Source organism: Bacteroides sp. ET225 (assembly GCF_024733745.1).
GTDB lineage: Bacteria > Bacteroidota > Bacteroidia > Bacteroidales > Bacteroidaceae > Phocaeicola > Phocaeicola excrementipullorum.
The window spans coordinates 1-15,364 of sequence record NZ_JANRHN010000017.1 but is presented as its reverse complement, the minus strand read 5'-3'; the positions used below and the strand labels follow the sequence as shown (position 1 = coordinate 15,364).

At 47.2% G+C, this 15,364-nt stretch carries 15 protein-coding genes and 1 tRNA gene; 5 read left to right on the top strand and 11 right to left on the bottom strand.

Going from position 1 to position 15,364, the window contains the following annotated elements:
• The first annotated feature begins 11 nt into the window (after positions 1-11).
• Positions 12-1,439 (top strand): RagB/SusD family nutrient uptake outer membrane protein, encoded by a 1,428-nt coding sequence (locus NW212_RS08730; protein ID WP_258338267.1) that lies wholly within the window; start codon positions 12-14, stop codon positions 1,437-1,439.
• A gap of 266 nt (positions 1,440-1,705) precedes the next feature.
• On the opposite strand, the gene NW212_RS08725 is transcribed toward NW212_RS08730, so the two are convergent.
• Together NW212_RS08725 and rsmI are read right to left on the bottom strand one after the other, a co-directional pair.
• Positions 1,706-2,560, bottom strand: coding sequence for a hypothetical protein (locus NW212_RS08725; RefSeq protein ID WP_258338266.1), 855 nt, complete (start codon positions 2,558-2,560; stop codon positions 1,706-1,708).
• Between the two features lie 26 nt (positions 2,561-2,586).
• Positions 2,587-3,261 carry a 16S rRNA (cytidine(1402)-2'-O)-methyltransferase gene (rsmI, locus tag NW212_RS08720; RefSeq protein ID WP_258338265.1) on the bottom strand — a complete coding sequence of 225 codons (675 nt, stop codon included), beginning with the start codon at positions 3,259-3,261 and terminating at the stop codon, positions 2,587-2,589.
• Between the two features lie 170 nt (positions 3,262-3,431).
• On the opposite strand from rsmI, the gene NW212_RS08715 reads away from it, so the two are divergent.
• Positions 3,432-4,022, top strand: a complete 591-nt coding sequence (locus tag NW212_RS08715; RefSeq protein ID WP_258338264.1) for a thymidine kinase — start codon at positions 3,432-3,434, stop codon at positions 4,020-4,022.
• Positions 4,023-4,181: 159 nt separating this feature from the next.
• Positions 4,182-4,257 (top strand) — tRNA-Lys (locus tag NW212_RS08710).
• A gap of 250 nt (positions 4,258-4,507) precedes the next feature.
• Here the strand turns inward: NW212_RS08710 and NW212_RS08705 are convergent.
• Both NW212_RS08705 and NW212_RS08700 read right to left on the bottom strand, forming a co-directional pair.
• A complete protein-coding gene (locus tag NW212_RS08705; protein ID WP_258338263.1) occupies positions 4,508-5,143 on the bottom strand; it encodes an HAD family hydrolase in 636 nt (211 codons plus the stop codon).
• Between the two features lie 2 nt (positions 5,144-5,145).
• The gene (locus NW212_RS08700; RefSeq protein WP_258338262.1) at positions 5,146-5,745 is read right to left on the bottom strand and encodes a sugar O-acetyltransferase; all 600 of its coding nucleotides are present in this window, start codon (positions 5,743-5,745) and stop codon (positions 5,146-5,148) included.
• Positions 5,746-5,871: 126 nt separating this feature from the next.
• Here NW212_RS08700 and NW212_RS08695 point away from each other — a divergent pair, with 126 nt between their 5' ends.
• Together NW212_RS08695 and NW212_RS08690 are read left to right on the top strand one after the other, a co-directional pair.
• Positions 5,872-6,711, top strand: a complete 840-nt coding sequence (locus tag NW212_RS08695) for an AraC family transcriptional regulator (protein WP_258338261.1) — start codon at positions 5,872-5,874, stop codon at positions 6,709-6,711.
• 359 nt (positions 6,712-7,070) lie between these two features.
• Positions 7,071-7,412: a MazG-like protein gene (locus tag NW212_RS08690; protein ID WP_258338260.1), complete on the top strand. Its 342-nt coding sequence runs from the start codon at positions 7,071-7,073 to the stop codon at positions 7,410-7,412.
• 91 nt (positions 7,413-7,503) lie between these two features.
• Here NW212_RS08690 and NW212_RS08685 read toward each other — a convergent pair whose 3' ends face one another.
• The 7 genes from NW212_RS08685 to NW212_RS08655 form a co-directional block, all read right to left on the bottom strand.
• Positions 7,504-8,025: a hypothetical protein gene (locus NW212_RS08685; protein WP_258338259.1), complete on the bottom strand. Its 522-nt coding sequence runs from the start codon at positions 8,023-8,025 to the stop codon at positions 7,504-7,506.
• Between the two features lie 16 nt (positions 8,026-8,041).
• Positions 8,042-8,794, bottom strand: a complete 753-nt coding sequence (locus NW212_RS08680) for an isoprenylcysteine carboxylmethyltransferase family protein (protein ID WP_258338258.1) — start codon at positions 8,792-8,794, stop codon at positions 8,042-8,044.
• Positions 8,795-8,930: 136 nt separating this feature from the next.
• Complete coding sequence (locus NW212_RS08675; RefSeq protein WP_258338257.1) at positions 8,931-9,986, bottom strand: HAMP domain-containing sensor histidine kinase; 1,056 nt, start codon at positions 9,984-9,986, stop codon at positions 8,931-8,933.
• The gene (locus NW212_RS08670; RefSeq protein WP_258338256.1) at positions 9,983-10,660 is read right to left on the bottom strand and encodes a response regulator transcription factor; all 678 of its coding nucleotides are present in this window, start codon (positions 10,658-10,660) and stop codon (positions 9,983-9,985) included. Before NW212_RS08670 ends, NW212_RS08675 begins: the two co-directional genes overlap by 4 nt.
• Entirely contained in the window at positions 10,657-11,073 is a 417-nt protein-coding gene (locus tag NW212_RS08665; protein ID WP_258338255.1) for an EamA family transporter, read from the bottom strand. The genes NW212_RS08670 and NW212_RS08665 overlap by 4 nt, the downstream gene beginning before the upstream one ends.
• Positions 11,074-11,444: 371 nt before the next feature.
• Complete coding sequence (locus NW212_RS08660) at positions 11,445-14,549, bottom strand: efflux RND transporter permease subunit (RefSeq protein WP_258338254.1); 3,105 nt, start codon at positions 14,547-14,549, stop codon at positions 11,445-11,447.
• Positions 14,542-15,364, bottom strand: an 823-nt coding sequence (locus NW212_RS08655) for an efflux RND transporter periplasmic adaptor subunit (protein WP_258338253.1), incomplete at its 5' end; no start/stop codon positions are given. The genes NW212_RS08660 and NW212_RS08655, both read right to left, overlap by 8 nt.

Sequence of the window (15,364 nt, the reverse complement as noted above, 5' to 3'; positions counted from 1 at the left end):
AACAACGAACAATGAAGAAATTACATTACATAGCGGCATTCGCACTGGGACTGGCCACCGTGTCCTGCGATGTGCTTGACAAAGAACCCTCCAATTCATGGGAATCTTCGACTGCCATTCAGAGCTACGATGACCTGGTATATGCTGTAAACGGAGTCTACGAAAGCCAGACAAACGCCATAGACAACGGATCGAACTACAGGGGAAGTTATGCCGGCGACTTCACTCTCTACGCAGATATGAAGGGAAGCGACTACCAGTGCCTCGGATACAATAATCAGGCAACCGATGTATCCAGGTATCAGGCCACTCCTTCAGGAAGCGTTTCGGCAGACAACTTCTATAAACGGTTCTATCTTTCCATTGCACGCGTCAACAAAGTGCTGGAAGGAGTGAAAGAAGCAGGGCTTGAAGGAGAAGATGTAAACGCTCAGTTGGGCGAACTTTATGCGCTGAGAGCTTTATTCCATTTCGATTTGGCGCGTCTGTTCGCGAAACTTCCTTCTACAGTGAACGACTGGGAAAACGAACCGGGAATCGTGCTTTCTCTGGAAACCCATGACTCGGACTATATAGGAACACGCTCCAGCCTGAAAGCTACTTACGAGGCGATTATCAGCGATTTAGGAACAGCCTTAGGTTATCTTCAGTCTGCTACCACAACGAATAACGGACACTTCAACTACTGGGGCGCTCTTGCACTGCGCGCCCGCGTGTACCTGTACATGGACAATTGCGGAGGAACAGACTACAATTCTCTCGCCCTTCAGGATGCCGAGGATGTAATCAATTCAGACGTATATTCTCTCTATGAAAGAGATGACTATGCAGGCGCATGGAGCAGCGAATATACGTCAGAAAGCATTCTGGAGATTCAAGTAACCTCTCTCTACAACCCTCAACGCAATTCGCTGGGATACTATACCCACGCAGAGGGCTATGCAGAAGCAGCACTGAGCACAAGTTTCCAGACCTTCCTGAACGGACACTCGGGCGACATCCGCAGCACAGTTGTGGCAACAGAACAGGATGGAAACATCAGCGGCACTTTCTCGCAGAAGTACCCGGGACGTAACGGAGAGATTTACGTGAATAACCCAAAGGTTATCCGCCTGTCGGAAATGTACCTGATTGCAGCAGAGGCAGCATTGAAAGCAAATTCCGGAAACGCAGCCTCATACATCAATCAGCTGCGCGAGAAACGAATCGAAAGCTATTCGGATGTATCCAACGTTACTTTGGATGAAATTCTAGACGAACGTCGTTTGGAACTGAATGGCGAAGGACACATGGCATGGGATATGTGGCGAAACAAAAAGTCTGTAAACAATCCGTATGCAGGAGAAATCACATATGATGATTACCGCACTGTTTTGCCGATACCTCAAGCAGAAATCAATGTTTCTAAAGGTTCCTTGAAACAAAACCAGGGCTATTAACACTCAAAAGGGCATGCCGCAACATGCCCGCATACCAATATCAAACTTACCCAAGATTGCAAACGCAAGATTCTTGGGTAAGTTTATTTTTTACAGCCACCTCTGGTCGTGCCGGCTTTCGATTACAGTTCCGGCATCTGCCACAGAATACAATGCGACAAAGCGCGATACGACACGTAAGGGTCAAAAGAAAGAGTCCGACTCATGCCGGACCCTCACTCAATACAAAACTCTATTTCTTCCTGATCTTCAGAAACGTCCAATAATCAGCGAACTTGAATTACCAGATACCTTGACACACTCCAAAAAGCGCTGGGATTCGTAATCTTAAGCGTCAACTGGTTCTTATCGTCCTTAACCAGCTCGTACGAACCCACAGGGTGAGTGGTCAACAACTCGGCACGTTTGGAATACAATTTGATTTCTTTATCCTTGCGGATATCGATTTGAGTAAAATAATCCTTGTTGAACTCATTGTCTTTCAACACATCGCCGCGCTTGAGAATCTTCTGGTCTTTCAACTCAGATTTTGTACCGAACACATACCATGCAGTGTTAAGTGCCTTGTCCTGAGCTTCAACCGTTTTAGCTTTCGCTTCATTCTCTGCACTAAGTTCATCTACATTCTTGTTCAAATCCATCACCGCTTCATCAAGTTCAGCGATACGGATGTTCTTAGAAGCCAGTTCAGCCTGGAGCGTTTCGATTTGCTGCTGCTTGGCATTCAGTTCAGCGGTCAGATTCTTGATAGCCTTGCGCAGCTGTGCCGACTGATAATTGCTGTTCTTGAGCTGTTCCTCCAGTTTAGCTATCTGCTCACGGTTGGACTTCAGTTTGTCACTGATAAAACGGATATCCTCTTTAATCTTATCAGCCGACGACTGGCTCTCCAATGTGCCGCCCTGTAAATCCACACGATTCTCCGCTTCATTGATTTCACGGAATCCCTCTTGAATCTCATTGAAAGATCCCATAATTTCATCCAGCTCAGCATCTCTGTTCGAAAGTTCAAGCATCAGCGAATCGTTCTGCGCCTGTAACGCATCCTTATTCTGCCCCATATTGTTGCACGAAGCCAACAGTGCGGCCATACAGCATACAGATAACACAATCTTTTTCATAGACTTCAGTTTTTATGAATTTATAATTAGTCTTCTTTACCACCTACAATTATGACAATTTCACCTTTAGGTTCTTTTTCCTGAAAATGCGCAATAACTTCTTGCAGCGATCCCCTGACACATTCTTCATGCACCTTGGAAATTTCCCTGCAAACAGCCACCGGCCGCTCCATGCCAAAATATTCGGCAAACTGTGAAAGAGTCTTTACCAAACGATAGGGCGATTCGTAAAAGACCATCGTCCGGGTTTCATCTTTCAAAGCATTAAGACGAGTCATGCGCCCTTTTTTCTGAGGAAGAAATCCTTCAAAGCAGAAACGCTCGTCCGGCAATCCCGAAGACACCAATGCCGGCACAAATGCTGTGGCACCGGGAAGACACTGCACGTCAACTCCGTTTCTTACACACTCACGCACGATCAAGAAACCGGGATCTGAAATGGCAGGCGTTCCTGCATCCGAAATCAAGGCTACATTCTCTCCGCCTTTAATCCGACTGACAATCCCTTCAACCGTCTGGTGCTCATTGAACTTGTGATGCGACTGCATGGCATTCTTGATCCCATAATGCTTCAAAAGAATACCCGACGTGCGAGTATCCTCAGCCAAAATCAAATCAGCCTCTTTCAACACCCGAATGGCACGCAAAGTTATGTCCTCAAGATTTCCCACCGGAGTGGGCACTACATATAGTCTACCCATAGCTAAAACTAGTCTTATAGAACAAAGGTAAAAAGAAAATGCATCCATCAATGAAAATCGGCTAATATTTAACAGATGTTTCACCTTTCACTTTTCTGAAACATGACAAGCTGAAATTCTTTATAATTCAGAGTTAAATTGTATTTTTGCAGCATAAAAATCAAAATACAATGAATCTGTTTACAGAAGATATGAAAGAAGAAACAGCCAGCAGAGGACGCATTGAAGTTATTTGCGGCTCAATGTTCTCTGGCAAGACTGAAGAACTTATCCGGCGTCTGAAACGTGCGAAATTCGCCCACCAGCGAGTTGAAATATTCAAACCTGCAATCGACACCCGGTATTCGGAACAAGACGTGGTGTCACACGACAACAACACCATCCACTCTACTCCCATCGAATCATCAGGAAGTATCCTGCTGTTCACCTCAGAAATTGATGTCGTCGGAATAGATGAAGCGCAATTCTTCGATGACGGACTTGTACATGTATGCAACGAACTCGCCAACCAAGGAATCCGGGTTATAGTGGCTGGGCTGGATATGGATTACAAAGGAATACCTTTCGGACCAATACCTGCCCTTTGTGCCATCGCTGATGAAGTGACAAAGGTTCACGCCATATGCGTCAAATGCGGCAATCTGGCCTATCTGTCGCACCGTACCGTAAAAAATGACAAACGTGTCTTATTGGGAGAACAGGAAGAATACGAACCTTTATGCAGACGCTGCTACCAGAAAGCCGTAAAAGAAGGGAAGTAAAGCATGAGCAACAACAAATGCGGTCCTGTTTCGACAGATTTAGGTTTAAATACATCAGGAAAATAACAAAAGCACATAAAAAACAATGATAAAATTTGGCAGTTTGCAACAAAGTCCCTACCTTTGCACACGCTATCAAAAATGACAGCAAGAGGGTTTGATTCGCTAGCTCAGCAGGTAGAGCACAACACTTTTAATGTTGGGGTCTTGGGTTCGAGCCCCAAGCGGATCACCAGAAAATCAAGCGGTTATCTAAAACAGGTAATCGCTTTTTTCGTGTTTATACGTTGGTTTTTAACGTCTGATGTAAACCAAGATGTAAACCAAAAACTGATACCGGCCTTACCTATTGGCAGAATCAAGCACTAGCCTGCTTAGAGTTTAAATTTTCCAATAAAGCAATATTGTTATCAGGCCCTTAATCCCGCCAACAAGTTTTCATATCCTTAGAGCCGTTTAAAATCTACAATTACCAGCAACTTTATTCAAGATAAGAGAAAGCTGGATATGGACGATACGGAACGGAAGACATTATTCGCATTATGATGCTCTAAAGCTTCGCCTTGTGAAATACCCCATGCGGCAGACAAACATTTCACCTTCGCTTTCCGGCACTCTTCTATGTCCGAAACCGTATCTCCAATATATACGATTTCATCTGCTGACAAATGATAGGTATGCAACATCTCATCCAAGGCTTCCGACTTGACATTTCTTTCAGCACTTCCGGTAAAAATCTTTGCAAAACACGTTTCCATATCAAATTGCCGCAGTGTAATATCACAGCTCTTTGTCCCCTTTCCAGTAACAAGCGCCACTATAATACCCTTTTGCTTCAGTAAGGCTATCAGTTCACGCACTCCCTCAAAAGGCTTCGGACACATTGTTTTATGCAATTCCTCATAAATTACATAAAAATCATGCAGTGCCTGTTGGCGGTGTGCTTCGCCGACAACACGCCTTATCATGCCTTCTTCGTTCAGTCCAAAAGTCTGTACTACCTCCTCGTCCGACAATTCATGCAAAGCATATGGCTGTACAGCTTCCTTAAAGGCCCGTATGCACATCGGCAAAGTGTTGCCTATTGTGCCGTCCAGATCAAAAGCAACCAATTTAATCATGGCTATATTGAAAGATTGATTTTCCGAATTACCTTACAGGGGTTTCCCACGGCAAGACTATTTGCCGGAATCGATTTAACGACAACGCTACCTGCCCCGATAACACTACCCCGGCCGATAACAACACCTGGCAGGATAATGACTCCACCGCCAATCCAACAGCCGTCTTCAACAGTAACAGACAAAGCATACGTGTGGCGGATATATTCGATCTCATTTTGTTTTTCTACAGGTTCTAAGCGTTTGTTCAGTTCCACCGGATGAGTAGCCGTATAAATTTGTACATTCGGAGCTATCAGCACATTGTTTCCGATTGTGATTTTATTGCAATCCACAAAAGTACATCCGGTGTTTATGCTGACATTGTTTCCTATGCTGATGTTACAGCCATAGTCGCACATAAAAGCATGCCCTACAGAAACCTTTTCGCCAATACTTTCAAACATTTCCTTCAACAGCGCATACTTTTCTTCTTTACAATCATACGGCAATGCATTGTATTTCAGCAACAGCTCATGCGTTTTTCTTTTGAACTCCATAAATACGGGAGCGTGGCAGTCGTACCATTCGCCCGACAAGCATTTTTCCAATTCTGTTTTCATATCCAATCATGATAAAAGTTACTACTATCCTTCTATTTCCGGCAAAGTTATACATATCCATGCGATAAGATCTGTATTCTTTTTCTCTTTATTTGTATCTTTACAGCAAACAGCAAATTACATCAGATGAAAAGAGAGAATCTGCACCAACCGTTTGAAATCAGTTTCAGCGAACTAGACGAGTCGCAACTACAAGAGCATGACCATACTTTTTTCGAACTGGTCTATATATTATCGGGAACAGGTGTCCAGTGGATAAACAACAACAAATTCCTTTATCACGACGGACATCTTTTCATGATTACTCCCGGAGATACACATTCATTCGACATTCACACTACCACAAAGTTCGTATATATAAAATTCAATGACATCTACATTCATTCGGCTGTTTTGGGAACAGAAAACAGCCGGCGACTAGAATTTATACTGCAACACGCCAACCATCGTCCCGGCTGCATTTTGCGCAACCAAACCGACAAATTGCTGGTCAAGCCCATGATAGAAGCGATTATCCGTGAATATGTGAACAGAAACATATACAGCAGTGAAATTATTACGCAATTAATCAACACGATTGTCATCATTGTCGCCCGTAACATTGCCCTATTCCTGCCGGAACAAATAGATGAAAACTCGGAAGATAAGTCACTGAACATTTTACAATACATTCAGTCCAACATCTGTTTCCCCGAAAAAATAAAGGCCAGAACGATAAGCCAACATTTTGGAATTTCGCCTAATTACCTTGGGAGATACTTCAAAAAGCAGACCAATGAAACCATGCAGCAATATATCTTCAACTATAAAATGAAAATGGTGGGAAGCAGGCTTTTGCACAGCGAAATGAGAATCAACGAAATAGTAGAAGAATTGGGATTCACAGATGAAAGCCATTTGAACAAGCTATTCAAGAAATACAAAAGCTGCAACCCTACTGATTTTAGAAAAAAGCACAGGGGATAACTTTTTATAAACGATACTCTCGCACCTATAACAGAAGTTTTTCATCATTTCCGTCATGGCAGTCATTAAAACCATAAATGATTTCCATACCTGAACCACAAGTTCTTCAAGTAAAATGCGCAGTAGTCAGTTGATATTAGACTAACTTCATCGCCAAACTGTATGGCATTCTATGGATTCCTTTTTCCTTAACCGGTCTGTTCCTTTCCATTGTTGCCTTCCCAAAATGGACAGAAGGAAATATGACAACTATGATGAGAAGCAAAATCTGCTGTCAAAACAATAGTATTTAGCTCATATTGCAAACCTTTGTCCGGCTTCCCTTGTTATATGAAACATTTATTTTAAAATTGAATGTAATGGATACAAATCACAATTTGCAAAACATTGTAGAGCGGTCAATGGCAATCCGCAATAAATACCATAAGCTAGAAGTCACGCTTCATGGCGAAAAATGGAATCTGACTGAAGATGCCTTAGCATTTATAACTGACGCTTCGCTGGTAGGAAGGAATATAATGTCCATTCAGAACCGTTGGCCCAATCAAGACGATAAGAATATCTTACGGAGCAAAATAGGCGAATGCATCTGGTGGCTGATTGTTTTGGCTGAAAGAAGTGATATAGATGTTATTGATGCAATAAATGAGTTCATTCAAAACATCGAGAAAATTTTAGATGCAACAGAACCCTTGCCATAATGCAAAATCCTGGGCAGTACCTTGATTCCCTTTTATTCACATTTGGAATATGGCAATTACCGCCTCCCACTGCTTGACATTCTCATCATCATTACGGTAGCGTACTCCCTGGTAGCCAGTATTCTGGCCAATTACCCTCCACGTCCACTTGCACCGAGGGGATGTCACGCATCAGATCACTGACAGAGCCGGACACGCTCATCAGATCTTCACCTGCATAAAAGACTCGTTTGTCAATGCGCTGCACATACGTAGGCCGACGTGCCTCCACTACCACTTTCTCCAACCGCCCGGAAGACCGGCAAAGATAGAATGTGCCTAAATCCGCAACACGCTGTTTCCCGACTGCAAACGCCGGCGAACAGCGCATTTCATAGCCCATAAAACCATACTTCACATAATAGCGTCCCGCAGCCACCGAACCGAACGCAAAACATTCTTCCGAGTCTGCCACGGATCCAGCAACCAGCACACTGTCCGCCGCCCGATAAAGAGCAACATCCGCAAACTCCATCGGCCGTTCCGTTTTCTGTTCCCTGATATGTACGGTTACGGTGTATGCCGCACACGGCATATACCAGCAGGTCAGGACAAAGAAGAATAACGCTTTCATCTCCTGCCATACCTGTTTACCGGCCCTGCTCGTCAAGAAGCTTCGTATGTTTCTTGATATATTTCAGCACCACATATCCGATGCCGCTTGCAACCGTCATGACCAGCAGACCGAAATTGACAGAAACAGACGGAGCCTGCCAAGCAACAATAAAATCGAACAGGCTGAATAGCAGGAAAAGAGCAAACACACCGTTTTTTTCTTTTTTGGCCACCTTTTTCCATGAAAACGGCAGTCCGGACGGCTTGAAACGGTTAAAGCGGGGCAGAAAAGCCGGAGTCTGCTCAGCCCAATGCAAGTAAGTGTCGCCAAATTTCCGGCGAAGAAACTGTTCTTCCGCATACATGATACGCTCATAATAGATCCAATAGCCTAATATGAACACTGTGACGAAACCGATATTGCAGGTCAGCAAGGCAATGCCGAGCCACATCAGAAAATTCCCCAGATACAACGGATGCCTTACAACCGAATAAATGCCGGTCGTATTCAGACTGTCTGCCACTTGTCCGGCTGTATTCCTGCCCGAAGTGCCTACGGGAGTATGTCCTACGGTATAAATGCGCACCCAGGTTCCTGCCAGACTTACCGCAAGGCACAGACATTCGTATACTTGCCAATAAGGAAGGACTGTTGAAAATACAGTTCCGACAGTGCGGACCGTAAACAGAAGTACCAAAATACCCGCCAACAATACAGCGAGCGGCAAAAGGCTCCGGCGACGGAACAACCAGTTGCCTTGCGATTCCAATTCTTCTTGCAATGCCATAGTCTTTATCTTTTAATGTTATGGCAGCAAAAATACGTCTTGAAGTTTGTGATAATTTTGAAGTTACGCCATTGCGTTGCGCCAGGAAGCGGAAAAACAGGCAGCAAACGGATGCCGGGTTTTGCAGACTACCATCTTAAAAACTGACCGTGAAGCAATGCTTCCCTTCCTTATACTGATAGCCTACCATCCATCCGTGATACTCGCAAACGGCTTTTACAATGGCAAGTCCCAGACCGCTACCTTTCGTCTTTTCCGAAGGACGGTAGAATCGGTTGAATATCTGCCGGCTGTCCAATGCAGGCTCGTCTGAAGTGTTTGACAGGATCAGCTGCCTGCCGGCTACGGCAAGCGTGATTTCTCCGTTCGGGCGGTTATGCCGGACCGCATTCACAACCAAGTTGTTTACAAGGCTTTCAAGCAATGTCCGGTTGGCGCATACAGTCAGCATGTTCCGGAAATCTTTATGAAGGACAATGCTCCCCGACAAGATTTCGAGCGACGGAAGCAGCTCGTCAAGAAAATCTCCGAGATTTATCTCCTCCATCTGTCCGTACTGGTGGTTGTCTATCTTGGCCAGCAGAAGCAGGTTACGGTTCAGACGGGCAAGACGATTGGACGTTTCATACAAGCCCTGCATCAGTTCGGCCTGCTGCCGGGTAAGTCCGGGCTGCTGGAGCAGGAGGTCAAGCTTGCTCTGAAAAACTGCAAGCGGAGTCTGCAACTCATGCGAAGCATTTTCTGTGAACTCTTTTTGCGTGCGGTAGCTGGCCAGACTGTTCTGCATCAGAGTCTGCAAGGCATGGTTAAGACGGATGAATTCAGCGACATCGCTGTCAGCCAGCACCGGCAGGACACCGTCTTCCAGACGGAAACTTTCGATCCGCCGCAAGGTTTCGTCAAACGGTTTCCACAGCCGCCGGGAAATAAACCGCACGGTCAGCACAGTCGAAACTGCCAGCACAAACACTATCACGCCGAACTGTATCATCACGCCCTGCATGATATCCTGCTCCAGATCAAGAGGAGGAATAGGCTTGCCCTGGCCCACAGCTTCGACAATGTCTATCATATCTTCGGCATAATAATGCTTCGTCAGAAAATAAAACAACGGTGTGGCAAGCAGCAGCAACACCGCCATGCAGACGACAAACTGCGTCAGCATCTTCCGCGAAAGGCTCCACTTCTTCATCTCTCCAGCCACTTATATCCGGTCCCATACACATTTTTGATGCAGTCACGCACCCCCGCTTCCGCCAATTTCGCTTTCAAATTCTTGATGTGCGTATAAACGAAATCGTGATTGTCCAGCATATCCGCCATGTCGCCGCTGAGATGTTCAGCCATAGAAGCCTTCGACACCACCTTGTTCCGGTTGCCTATGAAAAACAGCAGCAGTTCATATTCCATCCGCGTCAGTACAACGGGCCGTCCTCCGACACATACATACTTGGCAGGCAGATTGATTTCAATGCCGTTGCTGCGCAACAGATTGCTTGCCGCAAATTCCCTGCGGCGGATAATGGCATAGATGCGCATCGAGAGCTCGGGCAAGTGGAAAGGCTTGGCCAGATAGTCGTCCGCGCCGATCTTCAGCCCTTTCACCTTGTCGTCCAGCGAGTCTTTGGCGGACACGATAATAACCCCAACGGAATTCCGGTTCTCCCTGATCTCCTGCAAAATGTCCAGTCCGTTTCCGCCGGGCAGCATCAGGTCAAGCAGCACACAGTCGTAATCATAAAGATTTACCTTTTCCAGCGCATCGTCATACGTAAACGCCTGTTCACACACATAATTTTCGGAACTGAGGTAAGCCACAATGCTGGCCGAGAGTTCCAGTTCGTCTTCTATTATCAGCAGTTTCATTTGACTAACATTAAAATGCTTCCGCCCGTAATCAGCAGTGCACCTGCCACAACCCGCAGGCTGACAGGCTCTCTCAGAAACAGAAACGAAAGGCAGATGGTTATCACGACACTCAGTTTGTCTATCGGTGCCACGCGCGAAACGTCGCCCGTCTGCAATGCCTTGAAGTAGAACAGCCACGACAAGCCCGTCGCCGCTCCGCTCAATATCAGGAACAGCCACGCATGGCGCGGTATATCCTTTATCTCTCCTGCATGCGAACCGAACAGCACGATGCCCCATGTCAGCAGCAAAACGACCGTAGTGCGGACAGCAGTGGCCAGATCTGAATTGATTTCCCTTACGCCCACTTTGGCAAAGACAGCAGTCAGCGCGGCAAAGAAGGCAGACAGCAGTGCATAGTATTTCCACATAATATTTATATCTATCTCAAAGATGTGCCAGTCCCAAGTTCAGGGACTTTATTTTTTCATGCATGTATGCAGTTTAGCCAATAAAAAGTCCGCAGCCTGAAACACGGCGGAAAGCCGACAAAAACCGGATGCCATCCGTCGAAATCTTTATCTCTAGCCTAAAGATATGCATCTCCAGCCTGGAGATCTATATCTCCAGCTTAAAGATACATATCTCTAAGTTAAAGACAGGCATTTCAACGACGACGGAAGGGCCTTTGTCAGAGAAAGCCGTTTCCCCTTCAGCCGGCTAAAGGACATTTTTATCTACAAAAATATTATATCCGGCAAAAATAACGCGAAATTTTGTAGGAATTTTGAAGAAGGGCATTTCACCTATGAATTTTCCGCATCAGTGCCGACAGCACCATCAGCAGCAAAGGCAGTCCTGCCACAAATCCGCCAATCACCGCCACAGCCAGGGGCTGCTGCATCTGTGCTCCCATTCCCCATCCCAGAGCAAGCGGCATCAAGGCAAGGACAGCTCCGATAGCAGTCATCAGTTTGGGACGTATGCGCAGAGCGATAGCGTAATCAACAGATTCTTCCACCGTACCTCCTCTCCGCCGGTTCATCCTGTATTGCCATACCGTGAATATGGCATTCTCCGCCAAGATGCCCACAATCATGATGATGCCCGTATAGCTGCTGACATTCAGTGGCACGCCGGTAATCCACAGGGCCAGCAGGCAACCGCAGATACCCGTCAATGATACCGTCAGCACAGCCAGCGACAACCGCCATTCGCGCAGCAGAAACATGAGCACCGCAAAAACAAGCAGAGTGGCCAGACTCAGAATCATCGCCAGTTCATGAAACGACTTTTGCTGCTCGGTATATGCTCCGCCGAAAGCAATGCTGTAGCCGGGCGGCAGTTTCAGTCGTTTCCCAAGAGCCAGCCTGACCTCATCAACGGCGCTTCCCAAATCACGCTTCTCCAGCCGGGCCGTCAAAGTGACATTGCTTTTCAGGTCCTCACGCCGTTGCTCTATTTCGCCGGGAACAACCTGCACATCGCAGAAGAACGACAGCGGACGTGTGGAGCCATCGGGCAAAAAAATGAGCTGCCTTTGCAAGAGTTCGGGCGAATTGTCGGCAAAATCGGTAAAGCGCAAAAGGATGCGGCGCATCTGCTCGCCGTCCTGCACAGAGCCGATTTGCAGTCCGCCCGTCAAGGATGCCTGCGCAGGATTCGGCTCTATCATCCCTTCCGCCTGGCACAAGGGAATGCCGCCCGTATAAATCGCAAGCTGCTCCTGGAAACCTGTCAAGGATATGCCGAATTGCGAAAGCCGTTCCTCGTCAGGGATGAATACCAGCGAAGCGCCGGCAGGCACCAGGCCGTCATCTATGTCTACCACACCGGGAACCGACTGCATGACTTCTTCTGCCTGGGCTGCCAAACGTTGCAGCATAGCATAATCGTCGCCGAACAGCTTCACTTCAACAGGCTTCGGCGTACTCATCAGATCTCCCAAGAGATCAGCGATACGCTGGCCGAAGTCGATAGTCATTGCCGGAACGACCTGAGAAAGACTGCGGCGCAAGTCGCTGATAACTTCAGGCGTGGATTTCCTGCGGTCTTTCTTCAACTGGATAAGGTAATCGCCAAAATTTGTGGGACGTGTCTTGAATGACATGCCAAGGGCAGTACGACGCGAATAGGTTTCCACATCGGGATGGGCCAATATAATGCGCTCCATCTGACGGCACAACCTGTCGGTTTCCTCAATGTCCGTACCAGACGGAGAGTGATAATCGAGCACGATGGTCCCCTCATCCAGATCGGGAAGAAAGCCCGAAGGCAATTGTGTGGAAGCATACCAGCCGCCGCCAATCAGCAAGAGCACAAAACAAAAGGCAACGGCCGGTTTCCTGTATAAACAGGTAAGGAAATGCACCTTGCGTATGGAAGATTCTTCCAGCTCTTTGGCATCCAGCACCCGCGGGCGCAATTTCTCCCGGTATCCAACAAGCAGGTGGAGCACAGGCAACAGCAGCCATGTCACAAGGAAAGATGCCACCATCGTGAGCTGCATCGTATCAGACAGTTCCTTGAAAAAACTGCCGGCCAGTCCGCTCATTAGACGGAAAGGGAAGTGAATGACGATCGTTGCCAGCGACGATGCCACCATCGCCGGAAAAAGATCGCGGATGGCATGGCGTACAACGGCGAAGCGGTCGCTGCCGGGATGTTCTTCGTGCTCACGGTATATCTGCTCGATGATAACGATGGCATCGTCGATTATCAGTCCCACAGATGCTGCCATCGCGCCAAGCGACATCACGTTGATGCCAATGCCTGCCAGATAGCACAGCAGAATACTGAAGGCTACCGTTACGGGAATGGTAAGCATCACCGCCAGACTCGACCGCCACGAATGCAAGAACAGCACCATCACCACAAGGGCAAGAAAAAGTCCTTCATAAATCGTCCGCAACACGCCCTGGATACTGTCGCCCACAAAAGCACTCTGGTTATAGTAAGGCTTCAGTTTATAACCTTCAGGAAGCTGGCCGCGTATCTCTTCGGCCTTCAGCTCCATACTTCGGGCAAATGTCAGCAGGTTTACCCCAGGCTGCTTCACCAGATCAATCAATACGGCGTCATTTCCATCTGCATTGATCTTCAAGAATTCCTGCTGCTCCTGTATTCCTACATCAGCAAAGTCACAGAGACGAATGACGCGCTTGCCGTCATTACGGATAACAGTATTTTTCAGATCTTCCAGATCATGGATGCGCGTATCGGTCAACGAAAGATAGAGCCGGCCGTAATCAGCGACATTGCCGTTTCCCAGCACAAAATTGGTTTGCTCAAAGGCCGCCTTTATCAATGATGGAGTAATGCCCAATGCAGACATCTTCACAGCATCCGGCTTCACTACAAACTCTTTCGCCTTGCCGCCGCGGACTACTACATTGCTGATGCCGTCTACCTGTGAAAACATCGGCCGGACAACCAGATTCCCTACATCACGGAGAGCAATCCGACTATGTGTCCTGCTTTCAAGCGTAAAGCCATAAACGGGAAAGAGCGACTGGTTCATTGCCTCCGTAGAAATGACCGTGCCTGCGGGAAGAAAACTTTTTATTTCGTTGATCCTGCTCTCCAGTTGCGTTTTCAGCGCGTAAATGTCCAGCCCCCATTGAAAATACACATCAATGACGCAACTGCCGCGCGAAGTGCTGCTTTTCACTACCGTTGTGCCCGGCACCTTCTTGACAGCACTCTCCAACGGCTTGGTAACAGTGATCATCATGCGGTCGACCGGCTGCTGCCCGGCATCGGCTATGACCGTGATACGCGGAAACAGCACTTCCGGAAACAAGCTGATCTGCATCTGCATGTAACTGTAAACGCCCGCTAACAGAAGCAGCAATCCTACAAAAAGGATGGGCTTGGCATAAAGCTGGTGAAGTCCTTTCTTATTCATGGCTGACAATGATTTTGCTGCTGTCCGGCAACGCATAGCCTCCGGTCAGCACAATGCGGTCATCCGGGCTCAACGGTCCCTCAACCTCTATACTGTCGTTACGGCTGTCCCCTGTTTTCACAGGAACCCGAACAGCCATACTGTCACTCAGAAGTTTCATAACCCAATGAGAGGAAAGACTTTCATCACTCTGTACGGCACCTTTGGGCAACAGCATGTGCAAGCCTTTCTCATCGGTACGTATCACAGCCTTTGCATGCATGCCTTCGGGCAGAAACGATACATCCGCATGCGCTACAACCGGTTGCGTCTGTGAAAAAGTGTCCATTGAGGCCAGCGGACCGCCGACCGTCGCCCGCAAATGAGTCTCATCAGAAAGTTCCAGGGTACAAACAGCTCCGGGAGCAACAAACCCAGAAAACTCATAAGGCACGTTCAACAAGAAAACAAGGCTTCCCGAGTCTGCCAGCGTACACAATTCCGTGCCTTCCGGCACATAATCCCCTTTCTGCCGCAACACATCAAGTAAGATACCGTCTTGTCCGGCACAGACGGTTATCGGCGGTATACCTGCAGATGAAAGGGTGTGCTGCTCCTTGCTTTCCAGTTCATACAAAGGTTCTCCGCTTTTTACTTTGTCTCCCGCCTGCACATACGTTTTTATTATGTATCCGGCAATCGGAGCGGCAACAACTGATTTACTCAAATAGGCAGTCGTAGCCGACAAAACGATGTCGCTGGAAATATTTCCATAAACGACATGAGTCAAAGTGACAGCAACGGCAGGCATGGAAACAGGATCGTCCTTTTCGGTT

What these genes read in the sequence shown, in the direction of transcription:
- NW212_RS08730 (WP_258338267.1), top strand. Translation starts at nt 12, where the DNA reads ATGAAGAAATTACATTACATAGCGGCATTCGCACTGGGACTGGCCACC.
- NW212_RS08660 (WP_258338254.1), bottom strand. Translation starts at nt 14,549, where the DNA reads ATGAATAAGAAAGGACTTCACCAGCTTTATGCCAAGCCCATCCTTTTT.
- NW212_RS08725 (WP_258338266.1), bottom strand. Translation starts at nt 2,560, where the DNA reads ATGAAAAAGATTGTGTTATCTGTATGCTGTATGGCCGCACTGTTGGCT.
- rsmI (WP_258338265.1), bottom strand. Translation starts at nt 3,261, where the DNA reads ATGGGTAGACTATATGTAGTGCCCACTCCGGTGGGAAATCTTGAGGAC.
- NW212_RS08675 (WP_258338257.1), bottom strand. Translation starts at nt 9,986, where the DNA reads ATGAAGAAGTGGAGCCTTTCGCGGAAGATGCTGACGCAGTTTGTCGTC.
- NW212_RS08700 (WP_258338262.1), bottom strand. Translation starts at nt 5,745, where the DNA reads ATGAAAACAGAATTGGAAAAATGCTTGTCGGGCGAATGGTACGACTGC.
- NW212_RS08685 (WP_258338259.1), bottom strand. Translation starts at nt 8,025, where the DNA reads ATGAAAGCGTTATTCTTCTTTGTCCTGACCTGCTGGTATATGCCGTGT.
- NW212_RS08665 (WP_258338255.1), bottom strand. Translation starts at nt 11,073, where the DNA reads ATGTGGAAATACTATGCACTGCTGTCTGCCTTCTTTGCCGCGCTGACT.
- NW212_RS08705 (WP_258338263.1), bottom strand. Translation starts at nt 5,143, where the DNA reads ATGATTAAATTGGTTGCTTTTGATCTGGACGGCACAATAGGCAACACT.
- NW212_RS08680 (WP_258338258.1), bottom strand. Translation starts at nt 8,794, where the DNA reads ATGGCATTGCAAGAAGAATTGGAATCGCAAGGCAACTGGTTGTTCCGT.
- NW212_RS08695 (WP_258338261.1), top strand. Translation starts at nt 5,872, where the DNA reads ATGAAAAGAGAGAATCTGCACCAACCGTTTGAAATCAGTTTCAGCGAA.
- NW212_RS08690 (WP_258338260.1), top strand. Translation starts at nt 7,071, where the DNA reads ATGGATACAAATCACAATTTGCAAAACATTGTAGAGCGGTCAATGGCA.
- NW212_RS08670 (WP_258338256.1), bottom strand. Translation starts at nt 10,660, where the DNA reads ATGAAACTGCTGATAATAGAAGACGAACTGGAACTCTCGGCCAGCATT.
- NW212_RS08715 (WP_258338264.1), top strand. Translation starts at nt 3,432, where the DNA reads ATGAATCTGTTTACAGAAGATATGAAAGAAGAAACAGCCAGCAGAGGA.